The following is a 16,746-nucleotide window of genomic DNA, read 5'->3' as shown; positions in this document are numbered from 1 at the left end:
GCTCAGACACGCCAAGCTCCTGCCGCACATGGTCGATGCACTTCCGGCGACGTGAAGGGCTTAGAAGTTTCCCTTTGCTGCTTCGCTCAGGATGAGCTTATCCAGGGTCAAATCAGATACCGCCCGCCGCAGCCGCTGGTTCTCTTTCTCCAGCTCTTTAAGCCGAGCCAGCTGTGACCGCTGCATCCCGCCGTAGAGCTTTCGCCATCGATAAAAAGTCTGCTGTGTCACGCCGATCTAACGCACCGCCTCGGCAATCGTCGCGCCTTGTCCCTGCAGAACTTCAACCTGCCGAAGCTTCGATACAATATCTTCGGGTTTCTCTCGTTCTCCAGCCATCGCTGATCCTCCAAGTTACGGGACAAATCTATCCCAGGTGGTGGACCACTTTCAGGGGCTATTCCAAGCTCACCCAGATTGGCCTCAACAAAAGCGGCGTCGACGGTGACCGAGGTACCGGAGCGGTTGGGTATGCCACCGACATGCAGCATCCGTGGCGACGTGTCCGTGAACGGGCGGGCCTTGAAAATGTGCGTACCATAGCCCTTCCCACCGCTATCAAACGCTGGAAAATCAGTGACTATTAAAACGTCATAAACTGGTTGGCCGGATCGCACAGGCTGGAAAAAGTATTTGAGAAATCCAAACCAAACACGGTTGAAGATTGAGCAAACGACTAAAATCATTGCTTAAAATATCCTCGTGAGCCAAAAATCAAGAGCTGATAGCGATAAAGTGCGCCGAAGTTCTGGTCTAATCCCTTTCGTCACTCTTTCTAGCCCTTGTGCCAAGCTCGGCGCATCGCAAAAGGAGAGATTTATGAAACGTCGTAGTTTTGTGAAGGGCTTGATCACGGCAAGTGCCGGGTCGGTTATTTCATCACCTTGGGTCGCACAGAAGACATTTGCTGCCGCCCATTCCGATACTGTCAAGCTTGGATGTTTGTTTTCATCATCAGGTACGATGGCAAACATTGAAGGCCGCTTGAACTTCGTAGCTCGCATGGCTGCCGAAGAAATCAACGCGAAAGGTGGCGTGCTTGGTAAAACCGTAGAGGTTGTCACGACTGACCCCGGATCGGACTGGCCGCTGTACGCGCAACTGGGACGTCAATTGATCCAGCAGGAAGAGGTTGCCGCGACCTTTGGGTGCTGGACGTCAGTAAGCCGTAAAACGGTTCTGCCTGTGGTCGAGCAAAACGATGCATTGTTGTATTACCCACTGCACTTCGAAGGCGAAGAGAATTCCAAGAACGTCGTCTATCTGAATTCGCCGCCCTCTTCTTCGGTTCTGCCGGCAGTCAAGTACCTGATGAGCGAAGAAGGTGGTTCCGCCAAGCGCTTCTTCATGCTCGGATCCGACTACGTTTGGCCCCGGACGATCAACCAGCAACTCAAGGGTTACTGGGCTGAACAGGGCATTGAGCCAGACGCATGGCGGGAAGAGTACGTTCCGTTTGGACATTCGAACTTCCAGACACTCATCAACGAGATTCGCGAGTTCGCGAACCAGCCCGGTGGACAACCTGTGGTCATTCTCACCGTGGTCGGCAATTCAATCCCTGATTTCTTTCGCGAGTATGTCAACCAGGGCGTCAGCGCTTTCGACGTGCCCGTTCTGGGCCTCGACGCGCTTGAGGCGGATTTTGAAGGGCTGGACACGTCGTCGCTTGTGGGCCACCTGAACTGTTGGGCGTATCTGCAAAATGCAGAAGGGCCGAGCAATCAGGAGTTCCTCGCGAACTGGGCGAGCTACGTTGAAACCAATGACGTTCCGTTCCGGCCAGACGTGGCTATCGATCCAATGATTTCAACTTATGATGGCGTCCACCTCTGGGCACTTGCGGCAGAAAAAGCCGGGTCGTTCGACGTGCCTGCAGTCCGTGACGCCAGTGCTGGCCTGACCTTTGCATGCCCCTCGGGCTACGAAATCTCGATGACTGGTGAGAATAACTACGTCAAACGCGGCGTGTTCATTGGATCGCTCAACGAGAGCCAGGGCTTTGACATCTTGTGGCAATCACCTGACACACCGGAACCTGTTCCTTTCAGCCCTTACATGAACACCTGATGCGTTCAAATCTGATGCAACCCGCTTGCGCGGGCTGCATATTTCCTGCGTCTAGTCTGGACACAATTATGCTGCCTATCCGCCAATTTTTCGCGCGATTTTTCATACCGCTTGTGCTGGTGATCGCCGCGTCATTGCCTGCCAATTCTCAGGATCGCACAGCGATCCTTGCAGAGATTTGTTCGGGTGACTTCGCGGCGCAACAGTCCGCGCTGGGTCAGCTTGCAAGTGCTGGCGTCGAACATGGAGAGGCAGGAGCCAACTGGGCACGGGCGATTGTCGACGCCTTCGAGGGGCGCGATCTTCGCTGTGGCGACGGTATCGCAGTAATTGACGGCAATGCCGGCCCCATAATGGCTGAAACGCTCGAGCCCACTATTGGCGTTGACCCGGAAGGTCTGGATGCGCCATCCGTGAACCTGCGTCTGAGGGCCGTGGCTTCAAGCGCAAATGCCGTTTTGCGTCTTTATACCGAAGCTGAAGCCGCTGAAAGATTGAGTGCCGCAAGTTACATCGACAGACGCCGCGAGGCTGCGACCGCTACGAACATAGGCGCGGCACTGGAGCTTGAAACAGATCCGGACGTCCGCGCGGTACTGACGACTCTACGCGCCAGCCTTTTGTTGTCGGATGCCGATCCGACAAACCGTATCGGCGCAATCGAAGCAATCGCCGAAGATGCGACATTGCGCAATCGCACGACGATTGCGGAAGCCATCAAATCCGAGACAGATGCCGCCGTGATCGCATCCGGCGAAACGGCTCTTGCCAGCATCGACCGAACGCTTGCAATCGGGCAGGTTCTGGCAACGCTTTATGCCGGGGCCAGTTATGCGAGCGTGTTGTTTCTGGCAGCCTTGGGGCTTGCAATCATTTTCGGACTGATGGGCGTTATCAATCTGGCGCAGGGTGAATTGATCATGGTCGGCGCCTATGCCGCCTGGTTTACGCAAGAGGCGATCAGGTACGCCCTTCCGGGATTGCTGGATTATTACCTCATCATTGCGATCCCGGTTTCGTTTCTTGCCGCTGCGTTGGTCGGTCTGATCATGGAAGTGCTGGTCATTCGTAGGCTATACGACCGCCCCCTGATGACGCTGCTGGCAACTTGGGCAATTTCGATCCTGCTGATCAACACGGTGCGTGTGACCATCGGGTCGCAAAACCTAGAATTTCACCAGCCCGGTTACGTTGCAGGCGGGTTTCCTATCATTGGGGATTTCATCATGACGTCGAACCGACTCTTTGCGATCGCAATAGCCGTCCTTGCCTTTATCGCCGTTGTTGTGTTGCTACGGAAGTCACTCTTTGGGATGAATGTGCGCGCTGTTACGCAGAACCGGTCAATGGCGGGTGCTGTCGGGATCGACACGCGGCGGACGGATATGATGGCCTTTGCGCTTGGCTCTGGCCTTGCCGGTCTGGCCGGTCTGGCGCTGTCGCCGCTCTACAACGTCAATCCCGGCATGGGCACGGGTTTCATCGTAGACAGTTTCATGGTGGTAGTACTTGGCGGGGTCGGCAGCCTTATAGGAGCTATCATAGCAGCTCTCGGAATCGGGCAGATCAATGTGATCATCGAGCCGATTTACGGAGCCGTTGCCGCCAAGGTTTTCGTGTTGCTGATGGTGATCGTCTTCATCCAATGGCGCCCTGAAGGATTGTTCGCACCGAAAGGACGGCGCTGATGGCCAATGACCAAACAGCCGCGCGTGTCGACAGTCCGCTACTTTTCCGCATCGTGGCGGGCACCCTATTTTTGTTGCTGATCTCTCTTCCCGTGCTCGGGGGGCCTCTTTCGGGCAGCAGCGCCGGGATATCGCCATACCTCGCAAACATTATCGGCCAGATTGCCACTTTCGCGCTTCTCGCGTTGGCGCTGGATTTGATCTGGGGCTTTGCCGGCATTTTGTCTTTGGGCCATGGGCTGTTCTTTGCGATGGGCGGTTACCTGATCGCCATGCACATGCTGAAGTCCGGCTATGTCTATGGCGGTGTCACGCCCGATATCATGACCTTCATGGGCTGGAATGAATTACCGTCCTATTGGGTACTGTTCGAAAGTTTTCCCTATGCGATGCTGCTTATTCTTGTCGTACCTGGACTGGTGGCTTTTTTGTATGGATACGTCTCATTCCGCAGCCGTGTCAGTGGTGTTTATTTCGCCATCATCACACAGGCGCTGACCTATGTCGCTATGCTGCTGATGTTCCGCAATGATACAGGCTTTGGCGGCAACAACGGTATGACAGGATTTACCACCCTTCTTGGCAACGATATCGGGTCAAGTAATTTGGTTATCGGGCTGGCGACTACATCTGTTCTGGTTCTGCTGGTGGCATTTCTAACGTGCGGCGCTTTGATGCGTTCGCCCTTTGGCCGACTTCTGATCGCGATCCGCGATGATGAGGCGCGGCTGCGGTTTATGGGGTATGATACGCTATGGCCCAAGCTTGCTGTCTGGTGCCTGTCCGGCGTCCTCGCCGCCATAGCGGGCGCCCTTTATGTGCCGCAGGTGGGCATCATCAACCCACGGCTGCTGTCGGCTGAGGTCTCGATCGAAATCGCCGTTTGGGTGGCCCTTGGCGGACGGGGCGCGCTGTCGGGCGCGGTCATTGGTGCCGCGATCATCAGTGCGCTCAAGTTCTGGCTCACAGGCTTCGTGCCGGAGCTTTGGCCCTTCATTCTGGCCGGTGTGGTCCTATTGGTCGTCACACTTCTACCCAACGGTCTCCTTGACCTGAAACTTGCCATGCTAAGACGCCCTTCGCGCGCTAAGACACGCAAAGCTTCAGCGAGGCCAGCGGCATGACAGCAGTGACCGATCAAAAAAATCCTACACCCGGGGCGCAAGCGATCCAGATTGATGGCTTGCGGGTTTCCTTCGGCGATTTCGTCGCTATCCCACATCTTACGTTCATTGCCCGCTACGGCGAAGTTCATGGAGTCATCGGCCCAAACGGTGCGGGCAAAACAACCATGATGGATGTGATTACCGGCAAGACCAAACCGAAAAAGGGCACTGTCCGCCTTGATGGTAGCATTGATCTGCTCGGCCTCGACGAACCTACAATCGCACTGGCGGGCGTCGGGCGCAAATTCCAGAAACCATCGGTTTTTGAGGCGTTGAGCGTACGCGAAAACCTTGAGATAGCACTCAGGCTGAAGCCCCGCTCTATCCTTGCCGAGCTGCGCAACTGGAGCGATCGGCGCCGCGTTGCCCGCGTGGGTGAGGTACTTAATGAAATCGGGCTGAGCGCGCAGGCTGATCTATCCGCAGGCGTCCTGGCGCACGGCCAGAAACAGTGGCTGGAAATAGGTATGCTGCTGATGCAGAGGCCAAAGCTGCTGATGCTGGACGAACCCGTGGCGGGGATGACCGATGAGGAAACCAGCCATACGGCGGATCTCGTGCGCCGCCTGCGCTCGCCAGAGCGGGCGGTGCTGGTGATCGAACACGACATGGCCTTCGTTGAAGAAATCGCGGATCGCGTCACGGTTCTGCACGAAGGCAACCCAATCTTCGAAGGCCGGATGGAAGACGCACGACAGGATGCACAGGTTCGCGCTGTGTATTTGGGACGGTGAGCATGCTTTTGAATATTTCCCAGCTGACACAGCACTATGGCTCCGCACTGGCGTTGGACGGCGTTAGTTTCGGTGTCGAAAAGGACAGTTGTACCGCAATCCTGGGCCGAAACGGCGCGGGCAAAACAACACTGTTGCAAACGCTGGTCGGCGTGATGCCTGCAACCTCAGGCACTATCCTCCTCGACGGGCAAGATGTGACAACGGCGCCATCGCACAAACGGGCTCGCAGGGGCCTCGGGTACGTACCGCAGGGACGCGAAATCTTTTCTGATCTTAGTGTTGGTCAGAATATCGAGATCGTTCTGCGCAATCATCGTGTCAGTGAACCCGATACTTTGCGAGACGAGATCGTGAGCCTTTTCCCTGTTTTAGGTGAGATGTGGACGCGCCGTGGTGGAGACCTTTCCGGCGGTCAGCAGCAGCAACTTGCGATCGGACGGGCACTTGCATCCCGCCCGAAGGTCCTGATCCTCGACGAGCCTACAGAAGGGATCCAGCCTTCGATCGTACAGGCGATCGAAGATGCGATCCGTGACCTGAAGGGTCGCATGGCGATCCTTTTGGTCGAGCAATACTACGAGTTTGCTCTCTCAGTGGCCGATGATTATGTCGTGCTTGATAGAGGCCGGGTGGTCAAATCGGGCCGCGGGGCATCAATGGACGCAGATGACGTGGCAGCACTCCTGACAGTCTGAAACCCAACACAAGAGAAAGGCAACACATGGCCAACTATGAAATCGACTGGAAACCGGAAAACGTATTCTGGGGATATTTTGACCCCGCCACAAAACCGGTGGCCACGGTCGCCTCAGGCGATGAGGTCTTGCTGCATGCTCTTCCGGCCTGTGACCCGCCTGATCTTCCGCCAGAGGGTAAAGGTACCGTTTTACCTGCACATCTGGCCGCAATGGACGCGCACAAGTCCAATAAGGGCGCGGGGCCCCATATGGTTACCGGCCCAGTTTACGTGGACGGGGCAATGCCTGGCGACGTTCTGCAAGTGGATATTCTGGAAGTGAAAACCGCGCAGGACTGGGGTTTTACTGCGATCATGCCGCTGCTCGGCGCGCTGCCGGATGAGTTCACGGACTACGAACGCTTGCACATCGCTATTGATCAAGAAGCGGGTGTTTGCCGCATGCCTTGGGGACTTGAACTGCCACTCGAACCATTCTTTGGCATCATGGCCGTTGCACCCCCTTCGGAGTGGGGTCGCATCGGGACACCGGAGCCACGCGCCATGGGCGGCAACATGGACAACAAGGAACTCAAACCGGGAACGACTCTCTACCTACCCGTTTTCCAAGAAGGTGCTCTGTTTTCGGCAGGCGACGGTCACGGTCGTCAGGGCGACGGAGAAGTCTGCATTGCTGCGGTCGAGACGGCTCTCACTGGCAAGTTCCGACTTACCGTGCGCAAGGATATGCAGCTGAAAACGCCCTTTGCCGAAAATGCAGAGTACCTGATATCAATGGGCTTCGATGAAGATCTTGACGAGGCGATGCGCAAAGCCGTGAGGGATATGATTGACGTGGTCGCGAACCGCGCGGGCTTGACGCGAAATCATGCCTACATGCTACTTTCTCTTGCTGGTGATCTGCGAATTACGCAGGTTGTGGACGGTGAAAAAGGCGTTCACATGATGTTCAAAAAGGAATGGTTGAGCGATTGAAACCCATCCGCCAAGTATCGGCTAACGCGGCAAGATGCTGGGCGTGAAGGTGATCTTGTCGTCGTAAGCACCCCGATTCCGAACCCGCGGCACCTTCACGGGCACCGGACCAATGCCGGTCATCACATCGCGTTCCGGTAGGTGACCATGACGACGAACAAGACGTGCCCGACCATCCTCAAGCTTTTCGTTGGAAAAGGCCGCCATGAGCGTCGCTAGCTCGGCGTGGATCGCCTGTTCGATCAGCTTGCGCGCGCCATCGCGGATGATATCCGTGAACGGGTCGGCATTAAATCCCGATGGATCGGGCAGTTGGGTAATGGTAATCTCTTGCATGTGGCATATCCTTTTCTCACCAGAGAATCGACGGCGTCTGAACACCGCCATGATATGCCGCCCCTCAAGGCATCACCAACTTTCGCGCGTTTCTCCTCATCAATGATCAGCAGGCTGTATTTGCTCAGTTGTTTCTGCAGTCGCAGCAAGCGCTTCTCATCTCGGGCTTCGAGGAGCTCATGGACTAAAGCCGATCCGATGCGGTGATAAAACCGACAGCCAGGCCCTTCTGACACGCCGCCAGTCCAAGGCCGAGGGCGAGGGCGATATGCGTCTTGCCGGTGCCGCTGTTTCCCACGGCGATGATGTTCTCGTTGCGGGCAATGTAATCACAGCGTGCCAGCTCCATCACCAGCATCTTGTTCAACGAGGGCATGGCCTTGAAGTCGAAGCTATCGAGGCTTTTGGTAGCGGGGAACTTCGCAGCCTTGATCCGGCGTTTCACCATTCGCCGCTCCCGGTCGATGAGCTCCAGTTCGGTGAGGCGTAAAAGCTAGCGAAAATGATCAATGCCTTCTGCCGCCCATTGTTTGGCAATACCAGAGGAGCACCTGTTGACCTCATCTTAAGGGTATACCAGATCCCGCAGTACTAAAGATATCCAAGGGACCATGACTATCAAAGCGAGGCAGGCAAGCATAGCGCTTACGAAAGGTATAAGATGGCGTATCATCTTGGACACCGGTGCACCGGATACAATGCTTGCGGCAAAAAGATTGACTCCAAATGGTGGGGTTATCATACCCACTGCCAGATTTACAATCATGATGATGCCAAAATGGACCGGGTCAATTCCCATAGTAATGGCAATCGGGGTCAAAATCGGAGCTAACATTAGGATTCCTGCTGACGTTTCGATAAACATCCCCACAATCAATAGTGCGATATTAATGGCTAAGAGAAAGGACCATCGCGTGTCGAAAGTAGTTGCGAGCCAAGCCGAAAGGTCGGACGGTAACCCCGCACGGGTGATCAGGAATCCAAAGAGTCCTGCTGCGGCAATAATAAAGAGGATGCCACAGGATTGCATGACGCTTTGACGAAAGGCCTCAAAGATGGCCTTTAGAGTTACAGAGCGATAGACTAGCGTACTAATGCTAAGAGAGAAGAGGACGGCCACAATCGACGCTTCGGTGGGGGTAAACACACCGCCGTAAATGCCGCCAAGTACTATTACCGGCATCAAGAGTGGCCACATTGCGCGACGCGTCGCACGAAGGATCGAGGGCGCGTGTCCGGCGCTCTTCCCGTAACCCATCAAGAACGACCAGCCGATCACAAATCCAATTAGAGTAGCGCCGATCAGTATTCCGGGTAAGATTCCGGCAATAAAAAGCTCACCGATCGAGACGTTGGCGCTTAGTCCAAAGATGATCATCGGAATGCTAGGCGGAATGATTACCCCGAGTTCTGCAGAGGTGGCCTGAAGCGAAGCCGCCCACCCGACGGGGAAACCGCTTCGCGTCATCGTCGGGATGACAATGGCGCCGACGGCGAATGTCGTCGCCACTGAGGAGCCAGATACAGCCGCAAAAATCATACACGTAATGACGCAAGCGGCTGGCAATCCGCCGCGAATGCTCCCTACTAAAGAGAGAGCAAACTCCACGAGGCGCTTCGATAATCCACCTGCGTTCATGATGTTGCCGGAAAGAATAAAGAAGGGAATTGCCGCAAGTGGGAACTTGTCGAGTGCGGAATAGAGCTGTTGGACGACGATGATCTTGGGCAGCGGTGTAAAAAGTGCCATGCTGATTGCACTTGCGCCAAGGAGCGCGACTGCAATTGGTGTCGCGATCACAAGGAGCACGGCCAACGAAATTAAGATTGCAGATCCCAAGGGTCAAATTTCTCCATTTAGTTTGCTACGGCCAAGGCCCCCGGTCGCTAGGGTGACAAGACTCATGGCCGCGCCAAACGGAATTGCGAAATATATCCACGCGATAGATATACCGAGTACCGGCACGTGCTGAAGGCGTACTCGGTCAAGAATCTCGACACCAGCAACGAGGATGAGGATCATCACTGCCGCCGTCGCTGCGGCCGAAAGAAACCCAAGGAATCGGGATGTTCGAGCCGAAACGATGGCGTTTATGAAGTCCACTCGAACGAGCCACCCTGCACGAATGCACAACGGAAGTGCACTGAATGTCATCCAGATCAGGCTCGCGCGCAGGATGTACTCTGATGTAACCGCTGGTTGGTCGGTCAGGAACCGTGTGGCGATTTGTTGAGTACCGGCGATCACAGCCACAACGAGAGCTGTCACAGCGACCGCCGAAGCGACGATTTGCACAATACGATCCGCGACGACACCTACACGTTGGGTTCCTCGGATCATGTGGTCGATCGTTCGATTACCTCTGCTCATTTATAGTCGCGGATTGCGTCGAGTACATCAGCACCGAAGCGTTCAGAAAATGTTTCATATGCCGGCGCCAACTTCGCGGCGAACTCGTCGCGGTCGATTTCCTCAATTTCAATGCCGCGTTCCCGCAGCTGAGCAATACCTTCGGCCTCGTACGTCTCAACGGCAGCGCGTTGCACTGCTATGGCTTTTACGACGCCACCTTGGACAATCGCCTTGTCTTCGTCGGAAAGCCGTGCCCATGACGAAGTGTTCATCGCAACGAGTGACGGGGCGTAGACATGCCCAGTGAGTGTCATGTACGGCTGCACTTCATAAAAGTTTGCAGTCAAAATATTGGCGATGGGATTTTCTTGTCCATCGACCACCCCTTGCTGCAGTGCTGCATAGAGCTCTGGCCACGCCAATGGGACTGGCCGTGCACCAAGCGTCGCAAAGGCCTTTATGTGGATCTCGTTTTCCATCGTGCGGATAGTAAGGCCGGACAAATCGTCAGGCGTGCGCACTGGATGCCGACTGTTCGTCAAATGGCGAAGTCCGTTCTCCCCGAAACCTAAGCCGGTTATTCCGTAGCCTTGGGCGGCAGCAAGAATTTCGCTGCCGATCGGTCCATCAAGTACCGCGCGCGCGTGAGCAGCATCGCGGAACAGAAATGGCACATCAAATACTAATAATTCAGGTATAAAATTTCCAGCGACTGTGGTGCTCGTATGGCCGATATCTATAGAACCGAACTGCAAGCCCTCCAAGATTTCGCGCTCCCCACCGAGGGCGCCGGCTGGAAAAATTTCCACCTTAATGTGGCCATCGCTCTCGGCTTCCACGTGTTCCTTGAATGCCCTAGCTGCGGCCCCGAAATGGCTATCCATCGGATTAACAAACGTCCATGATAAGGTGACATCTGCGGCATTAGCTGGTGCGCTGTATAGAGATACTGACATTAGCGCGGCACATGCTGCAGCTTTTAGAGATTTTATATACATTGAGAGCCTCCGAGTTTATATTTTTGGGTTGTTTTATATTTTATATTTTAGGGTTGAAGAGCATGCCGTCGGCGGTCCGAACTTACCTCACTCGGTAGCGCGCGATAACATCTGGATTCGGATCAATGCCAAGCCCCGGCGAGCTCGGCACCGAAACAACTCCGTTCTTTGGAATTGTCGCACCGTCGTACAATTCAGCTTCGAAGTCGCAGAAAAGACGTTCCAACATTGGCGCCGACTGGATGCTTGCGGCAAGATGAACAGTGGCTATTTGACCTGGGCCGAACAAAGCGCAGTGCGGTTCGAAGCGAATAGCGTTGGCCTCGCAGAACGCTACGATCCTACGCAACTCGGTAACGCCGCCAGATTTTGCGATATCGGGCTGAGCGATGTCGATCGCATTGGCCTGAACCATGGCAACGAACTCGGAGAGCCCACCGGCATTCTCTCCAGCCGCAATGGGCGTCGAACTGGCGGCACGAACCCGGGCCAAGCCGATGTAGTCCTCCGGGGGCCATACAGGCTCTTCAAGCCAGTGGAGTGAGGACGTCTGCAAACTTTGGTTATGGCGTATAGCCACAGCGGGCGACCATGGACAGTTGACATCAGCCATAACTCGAGCTCGGCCAGCACATGCTTCGGCGGCAATCTCGATCAGATCAACTTCAATCTCGTGGAGCTTGATGGCACGATAACCGCGCGCGATCGCGTCTTCACAGGCGGCCACCACGCCATCAGCTGTGCCGTAGCGGAGAAGGCTTGCATAGACGTCTACTTCAGATCGGAACGATCCGCCAAGGAGCTTTACGAGCGGCACCCCTGCACGCTTAGCGGCTATGTCCCAAAGGGCGATGTCTACAGCCGATACACCGTAATTCAGTGAGCCGTTGCGACCGAAATTCTGTAATTGAAATTCAATTTCGTGCTTGATTTTAGAAATCTGACTAGCATCCCGCCCAACCACGAGCGGCAGGACACGTGAGGAAATCAAGGCAGCTAAGGTAGCATCTTCACCGCGGCTAAATGCTTCGCCCCAACCAATAATACCCGCTTCTGTCTCAATTCGCACAAGAAGAGTGTCGAAAGTGTTTTTTGGCGTTCCTCCAAAACTCCAGACAGGCTGCGCGCCCTCCCGAAAGGGTATGGAAATTAAAATGGTTTCGGCGCTGACGATACGATCGCCGCTGCCTTGAGTAACCGGTTGAGAAGCTGACATTTTGGACATGGGTAATAACCTGCGACACATTTTGTTAATTGCTGACAATTAATTACTTACATTACCACGTGGCCTTGTAAAGAGAATTCAGTTATGAAGATGGATGATGATCAGTTTTTCCGAGACCGAACCTAGACGTTTTACCGTCCGGGCAAGGATAGGAGGTGCTAGTTTCGGACAAGCGTACAAACCATTGCCAACGAATTTCGACCAGGGACAACTATGACAAAGCAATACGGGCTTCGGTCTGCAGCAAGGGAAAGCCTCGATTCTTCCGCAGCAGATGTGTTACGCCAAGCAATCTTAAGTAGCCAAATCGCCCAAAATAGCCGTTTGACTGAACAGCAACTCAGTGATGAACTCAACGTATCGCGAGGTACGATTCGAGCGGCATTGCACCAACTTGCGACTGAGGGGCTCGTCGTGCGTCGACCCTTTTCGGGCTGGAACGTCATGAGCCTCACTTCCCACGACGCATGGGAGCTTTCAACGCTACGGGCCTCGTTAGAAGGCCTCGGGGCGCGTATCACTGCAGAGACATTAGATGCCGCAAAGCGCAGAACAATTCTGGCAGCGTGGGAGAGGCTTTCAGAAACAACGCAGGCTGCCGATATTAGCATAGGTGCGGTGAACCGTGCCGACATCGCGTTCCACAAGGCGGTGATCGATCTTGCTGGACATAGTCGACTAAGCGAGCAGTATCAACTTGTCGGTCAACAGGTGCTGCTCTGCATTGCTTCGTCGACCGTGCTTCAAGTGAATCACAATCACATACAAAGCCGCCATAAGGCTTTGGTCGATGCAATCCTAGAAGGTGGACCATCCCAGGCCGAGGAAGCTTTTACAAAGCACTGCCTGGAGAGCGGCGCGGAGATTATTGCCCATCTACGAAAAGAGGAAACCGCCCAATAGGTGATCTGGACATTGTCATGTGTGGACGTATATCGACCCCGCTCTATTGCAACGCCTTAGTTTGAGGTGGATTGGGTTTCACGATTGCTGACGTATATCCGGCTTCTGAATGCGGCCCGAGATATCGTCGCCGCGAGCCCCAATGGATTTCCGCTCGCTTCTTCCTCATTGGCTCCAAGGCATCGGCTTTCGCCTTGCCGGTCCACACATCAGGTTTGCGAAGCTTCGGAACGTGTCGTCTCACCATCTCTTGCCAAGTTGCTGCAATTCTGTCGGGAGTGTCCTCCTTTACTCGTTTTGTTCTGAGCTCTTCTCAGACGGCTTGTGGCGTTTCGGGTCCGCGGTAGTCCTCGTTCTTGGACAAGATAGACCACACAATTCGGGCATTTTTGTTGGCAAGGCCCACTGCAACTACATTTGGATGCCGCCGCTCACGCATTCGGTTGATCCAGACGCTTCTACGCATCGCGAATATCTCCTTAGGGAAGTCGACGCCTTGGATGCCGAGATGAAGCGCCAAATAGGATGACTTCGAAAAGAACCTTGCAGGTGGCCGATACACGCGACAATATCAACGAGCGCAGATGATCAATTAAAGAACCTACACCCCCATGCGGCGCGGGTTCCTATATTTGGTGGCGATTATGGACTGGTACAGTCGCAAAGTTCTGTCCTGGCGTTTGTCAAACAGCATGGAGGCAGACTTTTGTGTTGAAGCCCTGAAAGAGGCCATTGCAAAATATGGCAAGCCCGGGATCATGAACAGCGATCAGGGCCGTCAGTTCACGGGCTTTGAATGGACGCAGGCATTGAAAGACGCCGACGTGAAAATATCGATGGATGGTAAAGGCCGCTGGATAGACAATCGGATGATCGAACGGCTCTGGCGGTCGCTGAAGTATGAATGCATCTATCTGAACGCCTTTGAGACGGGTTCAGAAATGCGGGCTGGCATCCGCAAATGGTTGACCTACTACAACTCTGAACGCCCGCATTCGACCCACGGCATATTGACCCCAGACGAAGCATATGAAACGAAATTGAGAACAGAGAGACTGACAGCCTAAATGAAACCCTGATCCACCTTAACAGGGCTCCAAACTGGTCGAAAAAGCAGGACCACCTCTCTGTACAGCAGGAGCGTCGTAGCCAGTAAGCCCATCGGTGATAGCGGTGTCTGCAGCACTGCCCCCGGCTTCAAGAAATTCAAGTAGTGGCTTGAATGTCTCTGCAACATGCCCTCGACGCAAAGCCCACGAGCCCGGGCCGCTTGCAACATTGGAGAGCGCAACCCTAACAGATGTTGCGCCATCGTCGCCGCCGCACGAAATCTGGGACGAGGCGCTTTATCGAATCCACGGCCATCAGTTTCGATCTCGCGAGCTTGTATTCCGATTCTGACCCTCCTTCGGTCGTCAAGCACGTAAGATTGTTTCGGAGATGTAAGGCACACTCGAATAGATCATCAGGCACCTCGGGTTCTGGCTCGTCATATCCATATCCCACTGTGGGTCTCCAAATGTCTGTGGGAAAGGCCTATCCGTTTCCAACAGCTAACCGCTTTCTATACGTACCCATTTGGTAAACTCTACGACTTTGACGGTAAACCCCTATCAGAACTCGCCACACGGCTAGGTGAACGGCAGAAATGCGAAAGCTGAGACGCAGCGTAGGTCCACTCGGTCAACGGCGGTTCAAAGCCGTGATTCGAATATCATACACTTATTTAGCGTTGCGTCCTTGCCACGGTAGGTTTGCACTTTTGTTTGCTTCCACAGTGCTTCCACGTCGATATCGTGAACGCAAAAGGCCACCCGGAGGTGACCTTTAAGAGACGGTTTTTATTTAGTAAAATTGGTTGCGGGAGGGGGATTTAGCCTTTGGCGAACAAAACTGCTGATATTCCGGAAGCCAGCATGCAAGCGCGCATCCTTGTGAGGGGGCACTGCACACAAAATGAAAGGCGTGCAGTGATCAAACGATGGCCGTCAGCCTTTCGACTTGCTGTCTTCGGGGGCTGACATCTCATCTTTGGCAGGTTCGAACTTCTGCCGCAGCCGCTCGAACTGCTCACGCTCTTTCTCGCGGCGCTCGGCCTCGCGTTGCGCTTTGAGCTTCTCGGCTTGCTTGGCGCGTGCGGCATCCACCTCGGCGACCAGCTCAGAAACTCCTTCGGGGCGCATGGGGTGGGTCTCGATAAGTTTCCGCTGCGATGCCGGGGCTGAGCCTTCGAGGGCGACGAAAAAATCCAACAGCATTTCTTCATCCAGCACACCAAGGGCATAAGGCAGGTTGGAAACAATTGCTTTGTTGCGCTCGCGATTGAGCTTTTGCTCCTTGAGAAGCTCTTTCTCGGTCGATCTCATGAGCGTGTCGAAAATCCGCTGGCCTGTATCGCGCTTGTTGTCCGAGATCTCGGCTTTGGCGTTTTCAGGCTTTGCTTTTTTGGCGATCAGCTTCGCGGCGATGGGGTTGGTAGTCATTCTATTCTCCTTAAAGACGGTTGAGTTAAGTTGTTCGCCGGCCGCTTGGAAAAGGTCCATTGCGACCGGCTGATTTTAATATTGTGTCATCTATTTTTGCCCCCAAGAAATATCGGGTTTTCTCCAAGGCCTCCCCTTTACGTTATTGATTTCTATAGAAAAATATTTTTCGGATCTTTCATGTGAAAGATCCGATGAGGCCGTGCTCCCTGGAGAGACCCTTACTTGGCGGGTCCCAAGCGAAACTTCGGCTTGGATTCAGAGGTCTCTCATACGTTTTCGACCTTTGGATCAGTTCGATGGCCGTGGTCGTTTTGGGTTACGCTCGCGCCTCAGCCTGACTACTGTGCTGGTCGATAGTATTCTGTTCATATTCGACACGCGGAAGTCCGTTTTGGAAAAACCAACTTTAATAAACGAGCTAAGTCATCAGGAAGCGCGGGAGTATTTCTGCCGGACGACCTCGTATTTTGATATGGAATTACCTCCATATTTCAACTTTCAACCGCTTTTGGAGCATTCACTCGCGGAGGCGGAGAACATTGAGCTGAAAGAACTTTTTAGTTGGAAGCCCCAAGAGACTGAAGGGCTAAACTATGTTCTGATGTATAATAAGGATGGCGACATAGGGTGGCGGCCATTTGAGCTGAAGCACCCTTTGATCTATGCAAAGTGCGTAGACATCCTGACTAGGGCCGAAAACTGGCGCTTCGTCCAAGAACGCCTAAAGTCCTTTTCGAACGGTGTTGTAGAGTGTTGCTCGCTGCCTGTCGTTGATCTTGACCTGCTCCCCGTTGTATCCGCTAATTTGGGTTAGCTCTGTTCAGGTTTTGGTCTTCTTCTGACCGGTTAGCATATTCTGCTGGCGTCAGGCCAGCGAGGCTTGTGTGTGGGCGGTTATGGTTGAAGTCGGTGCGCCATGCCGCGATCAACTGGCGGGCATGGCGGAGGTTGTCGAACAGGTGCTCATTCAGGCATTCGTCGCGCATCCTGCCATTGAAGCTTTCAACAAACCCGTTCTGCATGGGCTTGCCCGGTGCGATGTAGTGCCAGTCAACCTTGCGATCCTCCTGCCATTTTGAGATCGCATTCGAAGTCAGTTCTGTGCCGTTGTC

General features: G+C 54.2%; 13 protein-coding genes and 5 pseudogenes. 8 read left to right on the top strand and 10 right to left on the bottom strand.

Annotation, left to right across the window (positions count from 1 at the left end):
• A pseudogene (locus BMZ91_RS21870) lies at positions 1-339 on the bottom strand (transposase); the annotation flags it as partial.
• 480 nt (positions 340-819) lie between these two features.
• Here BMZ91_RS21870 and BMZ91_RS19945 point away from each other — a divergent pair.
• From BMZ91_RS19945 to BMZ91_RS19920, 6 genes are all read left to right on the top strand, one after another.
• Positions 820-2,070 carry an urea ABC transporter substrate-binding protein gene (locus BMZ91_RS19945; protein ID WP_092842348.1) on the top strand — a complete coding sequence of 417 codons (1,251 nt, stop codon included), beginning with the start codon at positions 820-822 and terminating at the stop codon, positions 2,068-2,070.
• Between the two features lie 68 nt (positions 2,071-2,138).
• Entirely contained in the window at positions 2,139-3,758 is a 1,620-nt protein-coding gene (gene urtB, locus BMZ91_RS19940) for an urea ABC transporter permease subunit UrtB (RefSeq protein WP_092842347.1), read from the top strand.
• Positions 3,758-4,882, top strand: coding sequence for an urea ABC transporter permease subunit UrtC (urtC, locus tag BMZ91_RS19935; RefSeq protein ID WP_092842346.1), 1,125 nt, complete (start codon positions 3,758-3,760; stop codon positions 4,880-4,882). Before urtB ends, urtC begins: the two co-directional genes overlap by 1 nt.
• The gene (gene urtD, locus BMZ91_RS19930) at positions 4,879-5,658 is read left to right on the top strand and encodes an urea ABC transporter ATP-binding protein UrtD (protein WP_092842345.1); all 780 of its coding nucleotides are present in this window, start codon (positions 4,879-4,881) and stop codon (positions 5,656-5,658) included. The genes urtC and urtD overlap by 4 nt, the downstream gene beginning before the upstream one ends.
• Positions 5,659-5,660: 2 nt before the next feature.
• Positions 5,661-6,356, top strand: coding sequence for an urea ABC transporter ATP-binding subunit UrtE (gene urtE / locus BMZ91_RS19925; RefSeq protein ID WP_092842344.1), 696 nt, complete (start codon positions 5,661-5,663; stop codon positions 6,354-6,356).
• Between the two features lie 26 nt (positions 6,357-6,382).
• Entirely contained in the window at positions 6,383-7,333 is a 951-nt protein-coding gene (locus BMZ91_RS19920; RefSeq protein ID WP_092842343.1) for an acetamidase/formamidase family protein, read from the top strand.
• A 24-nt stretch (positions 7,334-7,357) separates the two neighbouring features.
• On the opposite strand, the pseudogene BMZ91_RS19915 reads toward BMZ91_RS19920, so the two are convergent.
• The 6 genes and pseudogenes from BMZ91_RS19915 to BMZ91_RS19890 all read right to left on the bottom strand — a co-directional run.
• Positions 7,358-7,669: pseudogene (locus tag BMZ91_RS19915) on the bottom strand (transposase); the annotation flags it as partial.
• 95 nt (positions 7,670-7,764) lie between these two features.
• Positions 7,765-8,207: pseudogene (locus BMZ91_RS19910) on the bottom strand (ATP-binding protein); the annotation flags it as partial.
• 27 nt (positions 8,208-8,234) lie between these two features.
• Complete coding sequence (locus BMZ91_RS19905; RefSeq protein WP_092842342.1) at positions 8,235-9,509, bottom strand: TRAP transporter large permease; 1,275 nt, start codon at positions 9,507-9,509, stop codon at positions 8,235-8,237.
• 3 nt (positions 9,510-9,512) lie between these two features.
• A complete protein-coding gene (locus tag BMZ91_RS19900) occupies positions 9,513-10,010 on the bottom strand; it encodes a TRAP transporter small permease (RefSeq protein WP_177193937.1) in 498 nt (165 codons plus the stop codon).
• Between the two features lie 26 nt (positions 10,011-10,036).
• The gene (locus BMZ91_RS19895; protein ID WP_092842340.1) at positions 10,037-11,020 is read right to left on the bottom strand and encodes a TRAP transporter substrate-binding protein; all 984 of its coding nucleotides are present in this window, start codon (positions 11,018-11,020) and stop codon (positions 10,037-10,039) included.
• A gap of 82 nt (positions 11,021-11,102) precedes the next feature.
• Positions 11,103-12,245 carry a mandelate racemase/muconate lactonizing enzyme family protein gene (locus tag BMZ91_RS19890; protein ID WP_177193936.1) on the bottom strand — a complete coding sequence of 381 codons (1,143 nt, stop codon included), beginning with the start codon at positions 12,243-12,245 and terminating at the stop codon, positions 11,103-11,105.
• A gap of 213 nt (positions 12,246-12,458) precedes the next feature.
• On the opposite strand from BMZ91_RS19890, the gene BMZ91_RS19885 reads away from it, so the two are divergent.
• Entirely contained in the window at positions 12,459-13,148 is a 690-nt protein-coding gene (locus BMZ91_RS19885) for a GntR family transcriptional regulator (RefSeq protein WP_092842338.1), read from the top strand.
• 313 nt (positions 13,149-13,461) lie between these two features.
• Here the strand turns inward: BMZ91_RS19885 and BMZ91_RS21865 are convergent.
• A pseudogene (locus tag BMZ91_RS21865) lies at positions 13,462-13,581 on the bottom strand (IS110 family transposase); the annotation flags it as partial.
• 166 nt (positions 13,582-13,747) lie between these two features.
• Here BMZ91_RS21865 and BMZ91_RS19875 point away from each other — a divergent pair.
• Positions 13,748-14,215, top strand: a pseudogene (locus tag BMZ91_RS19875) (IS3 family transposase); the annotation flags it as partial.
• A 921-nt stretch (positions 14,216-15,136) separates the two neighbouring features.
• Here BMZ91_RS19875 and BMZ91_RS19865 read toward each other — a convergent pair.
• Both BMZ91_RS19865 and BMZ91_RS19855 read right to left on the bottom strand, forming a co-directional pair.
• Complete coding sequence (locus tag BMZ91_RS19865; protein WP_143076419.1) at positions 15,137-15,631, bottom strand: hypothetical protein; 495 nt, start codon at positions 15,629-15,631, stop codon at positions 15,137-15,139.
• 803 nt (positions 15,632-16,434) lie between these two features.
• Positions 16,435-16,746: integrase core domain-containing protein (locus BMZ91_RS19855; protein WP_143076418.1), on the bottom strand; the 312-nt coding region annotated here is incomplete at its 5' end.

Origin of the sequence: Roseovarius lutimaris (assembly GCF_900115165.1) — a bacterium.
GTDB lineage: Bacteria > Pseudomonadota > Alphaproteobacteria > Rhodobacterales > Rhodobacteraceae > Roseovarius > Roseovarius lutimaris.
Note: the sequence above shows the minus strand (reverse complement) of the source record. Positions and strands in the feature narration are given on the sequence as shown.

Coding starts and splice junctions, on each gene's coding strand:
- urtD (WP_092842345.1), top strand. CDS start 4,879: ATGACAGCAGTGACCGATCAAAAAAATCCTACACCCGGGGCGCAAGCG.
- urtB (WP_092842347.1), top strand. CDS start 2,139: ATGCTGCCTATCCGCCAATTTTTCGCGCGATTTTTCATACCGCTTGTG.
- BMZ91_RS19920 (WP_092842343.1), top strand. CDS start 6,383: ATGGCCAACTATGAAATCGACTGGAAACCGGAAAACGTATTCTGGGGA.
- BMZ91_RS19885 (WP_092842338.1), top strand. CDS start 12,459: ATGACAAAGCAATACGGGCTTCGGTCTGCAGCAAGGGAAAGCCTCGAT.
- BMZ91_RS19890 (WP_177193936.1), bottom strand. CDS start 12,245: ATGTCCAAAATGTCAGCTTCTCAACCGGTTACTCAAGGCAGCGGCGAT.
- BMZ91_RS19900 (WP_177193937.1), bottom strand. CDS start 10,010: ATGATCCGAGGAACCCAACGTGTAGGTGTCGTCGCGGATCGTATTGTG.
- BMZ91_RS19945 (WP_092842348.1), top strand. CDS start 820: ATGAAACGTCGTAGTTTTGTGAAGGGCTTGATCACGGCAAGTGCCGGG.
- urtE (WP_092842344.1), top strand. CDS start 5,661: ATGCTTTTGAATATTTCCCAGCTGACACAGCACTATGGCTCCGCACTG.
- urtC (WP_092842346.1), top strand. CDS start 3,758: ATGGCCAATGACCAAACAGCCGCGCGTGTCGACAGTCCGCTACTTTTC.
- BMZ91_RS19865 (WP_143076419.1), bottom strand. CDS start 15,631: ATGACTACCAACCCCATCGCCGCGAAGCTGATCGCCAAAAAAGCAAAG.
- BMZ91_RS19895 (WP_092842340.1), bottom strand. CDS start 11,020: ATGTATATAAAATCTCTAAAAGCTGCAGCATGTGCCGCGCTAATGTCA.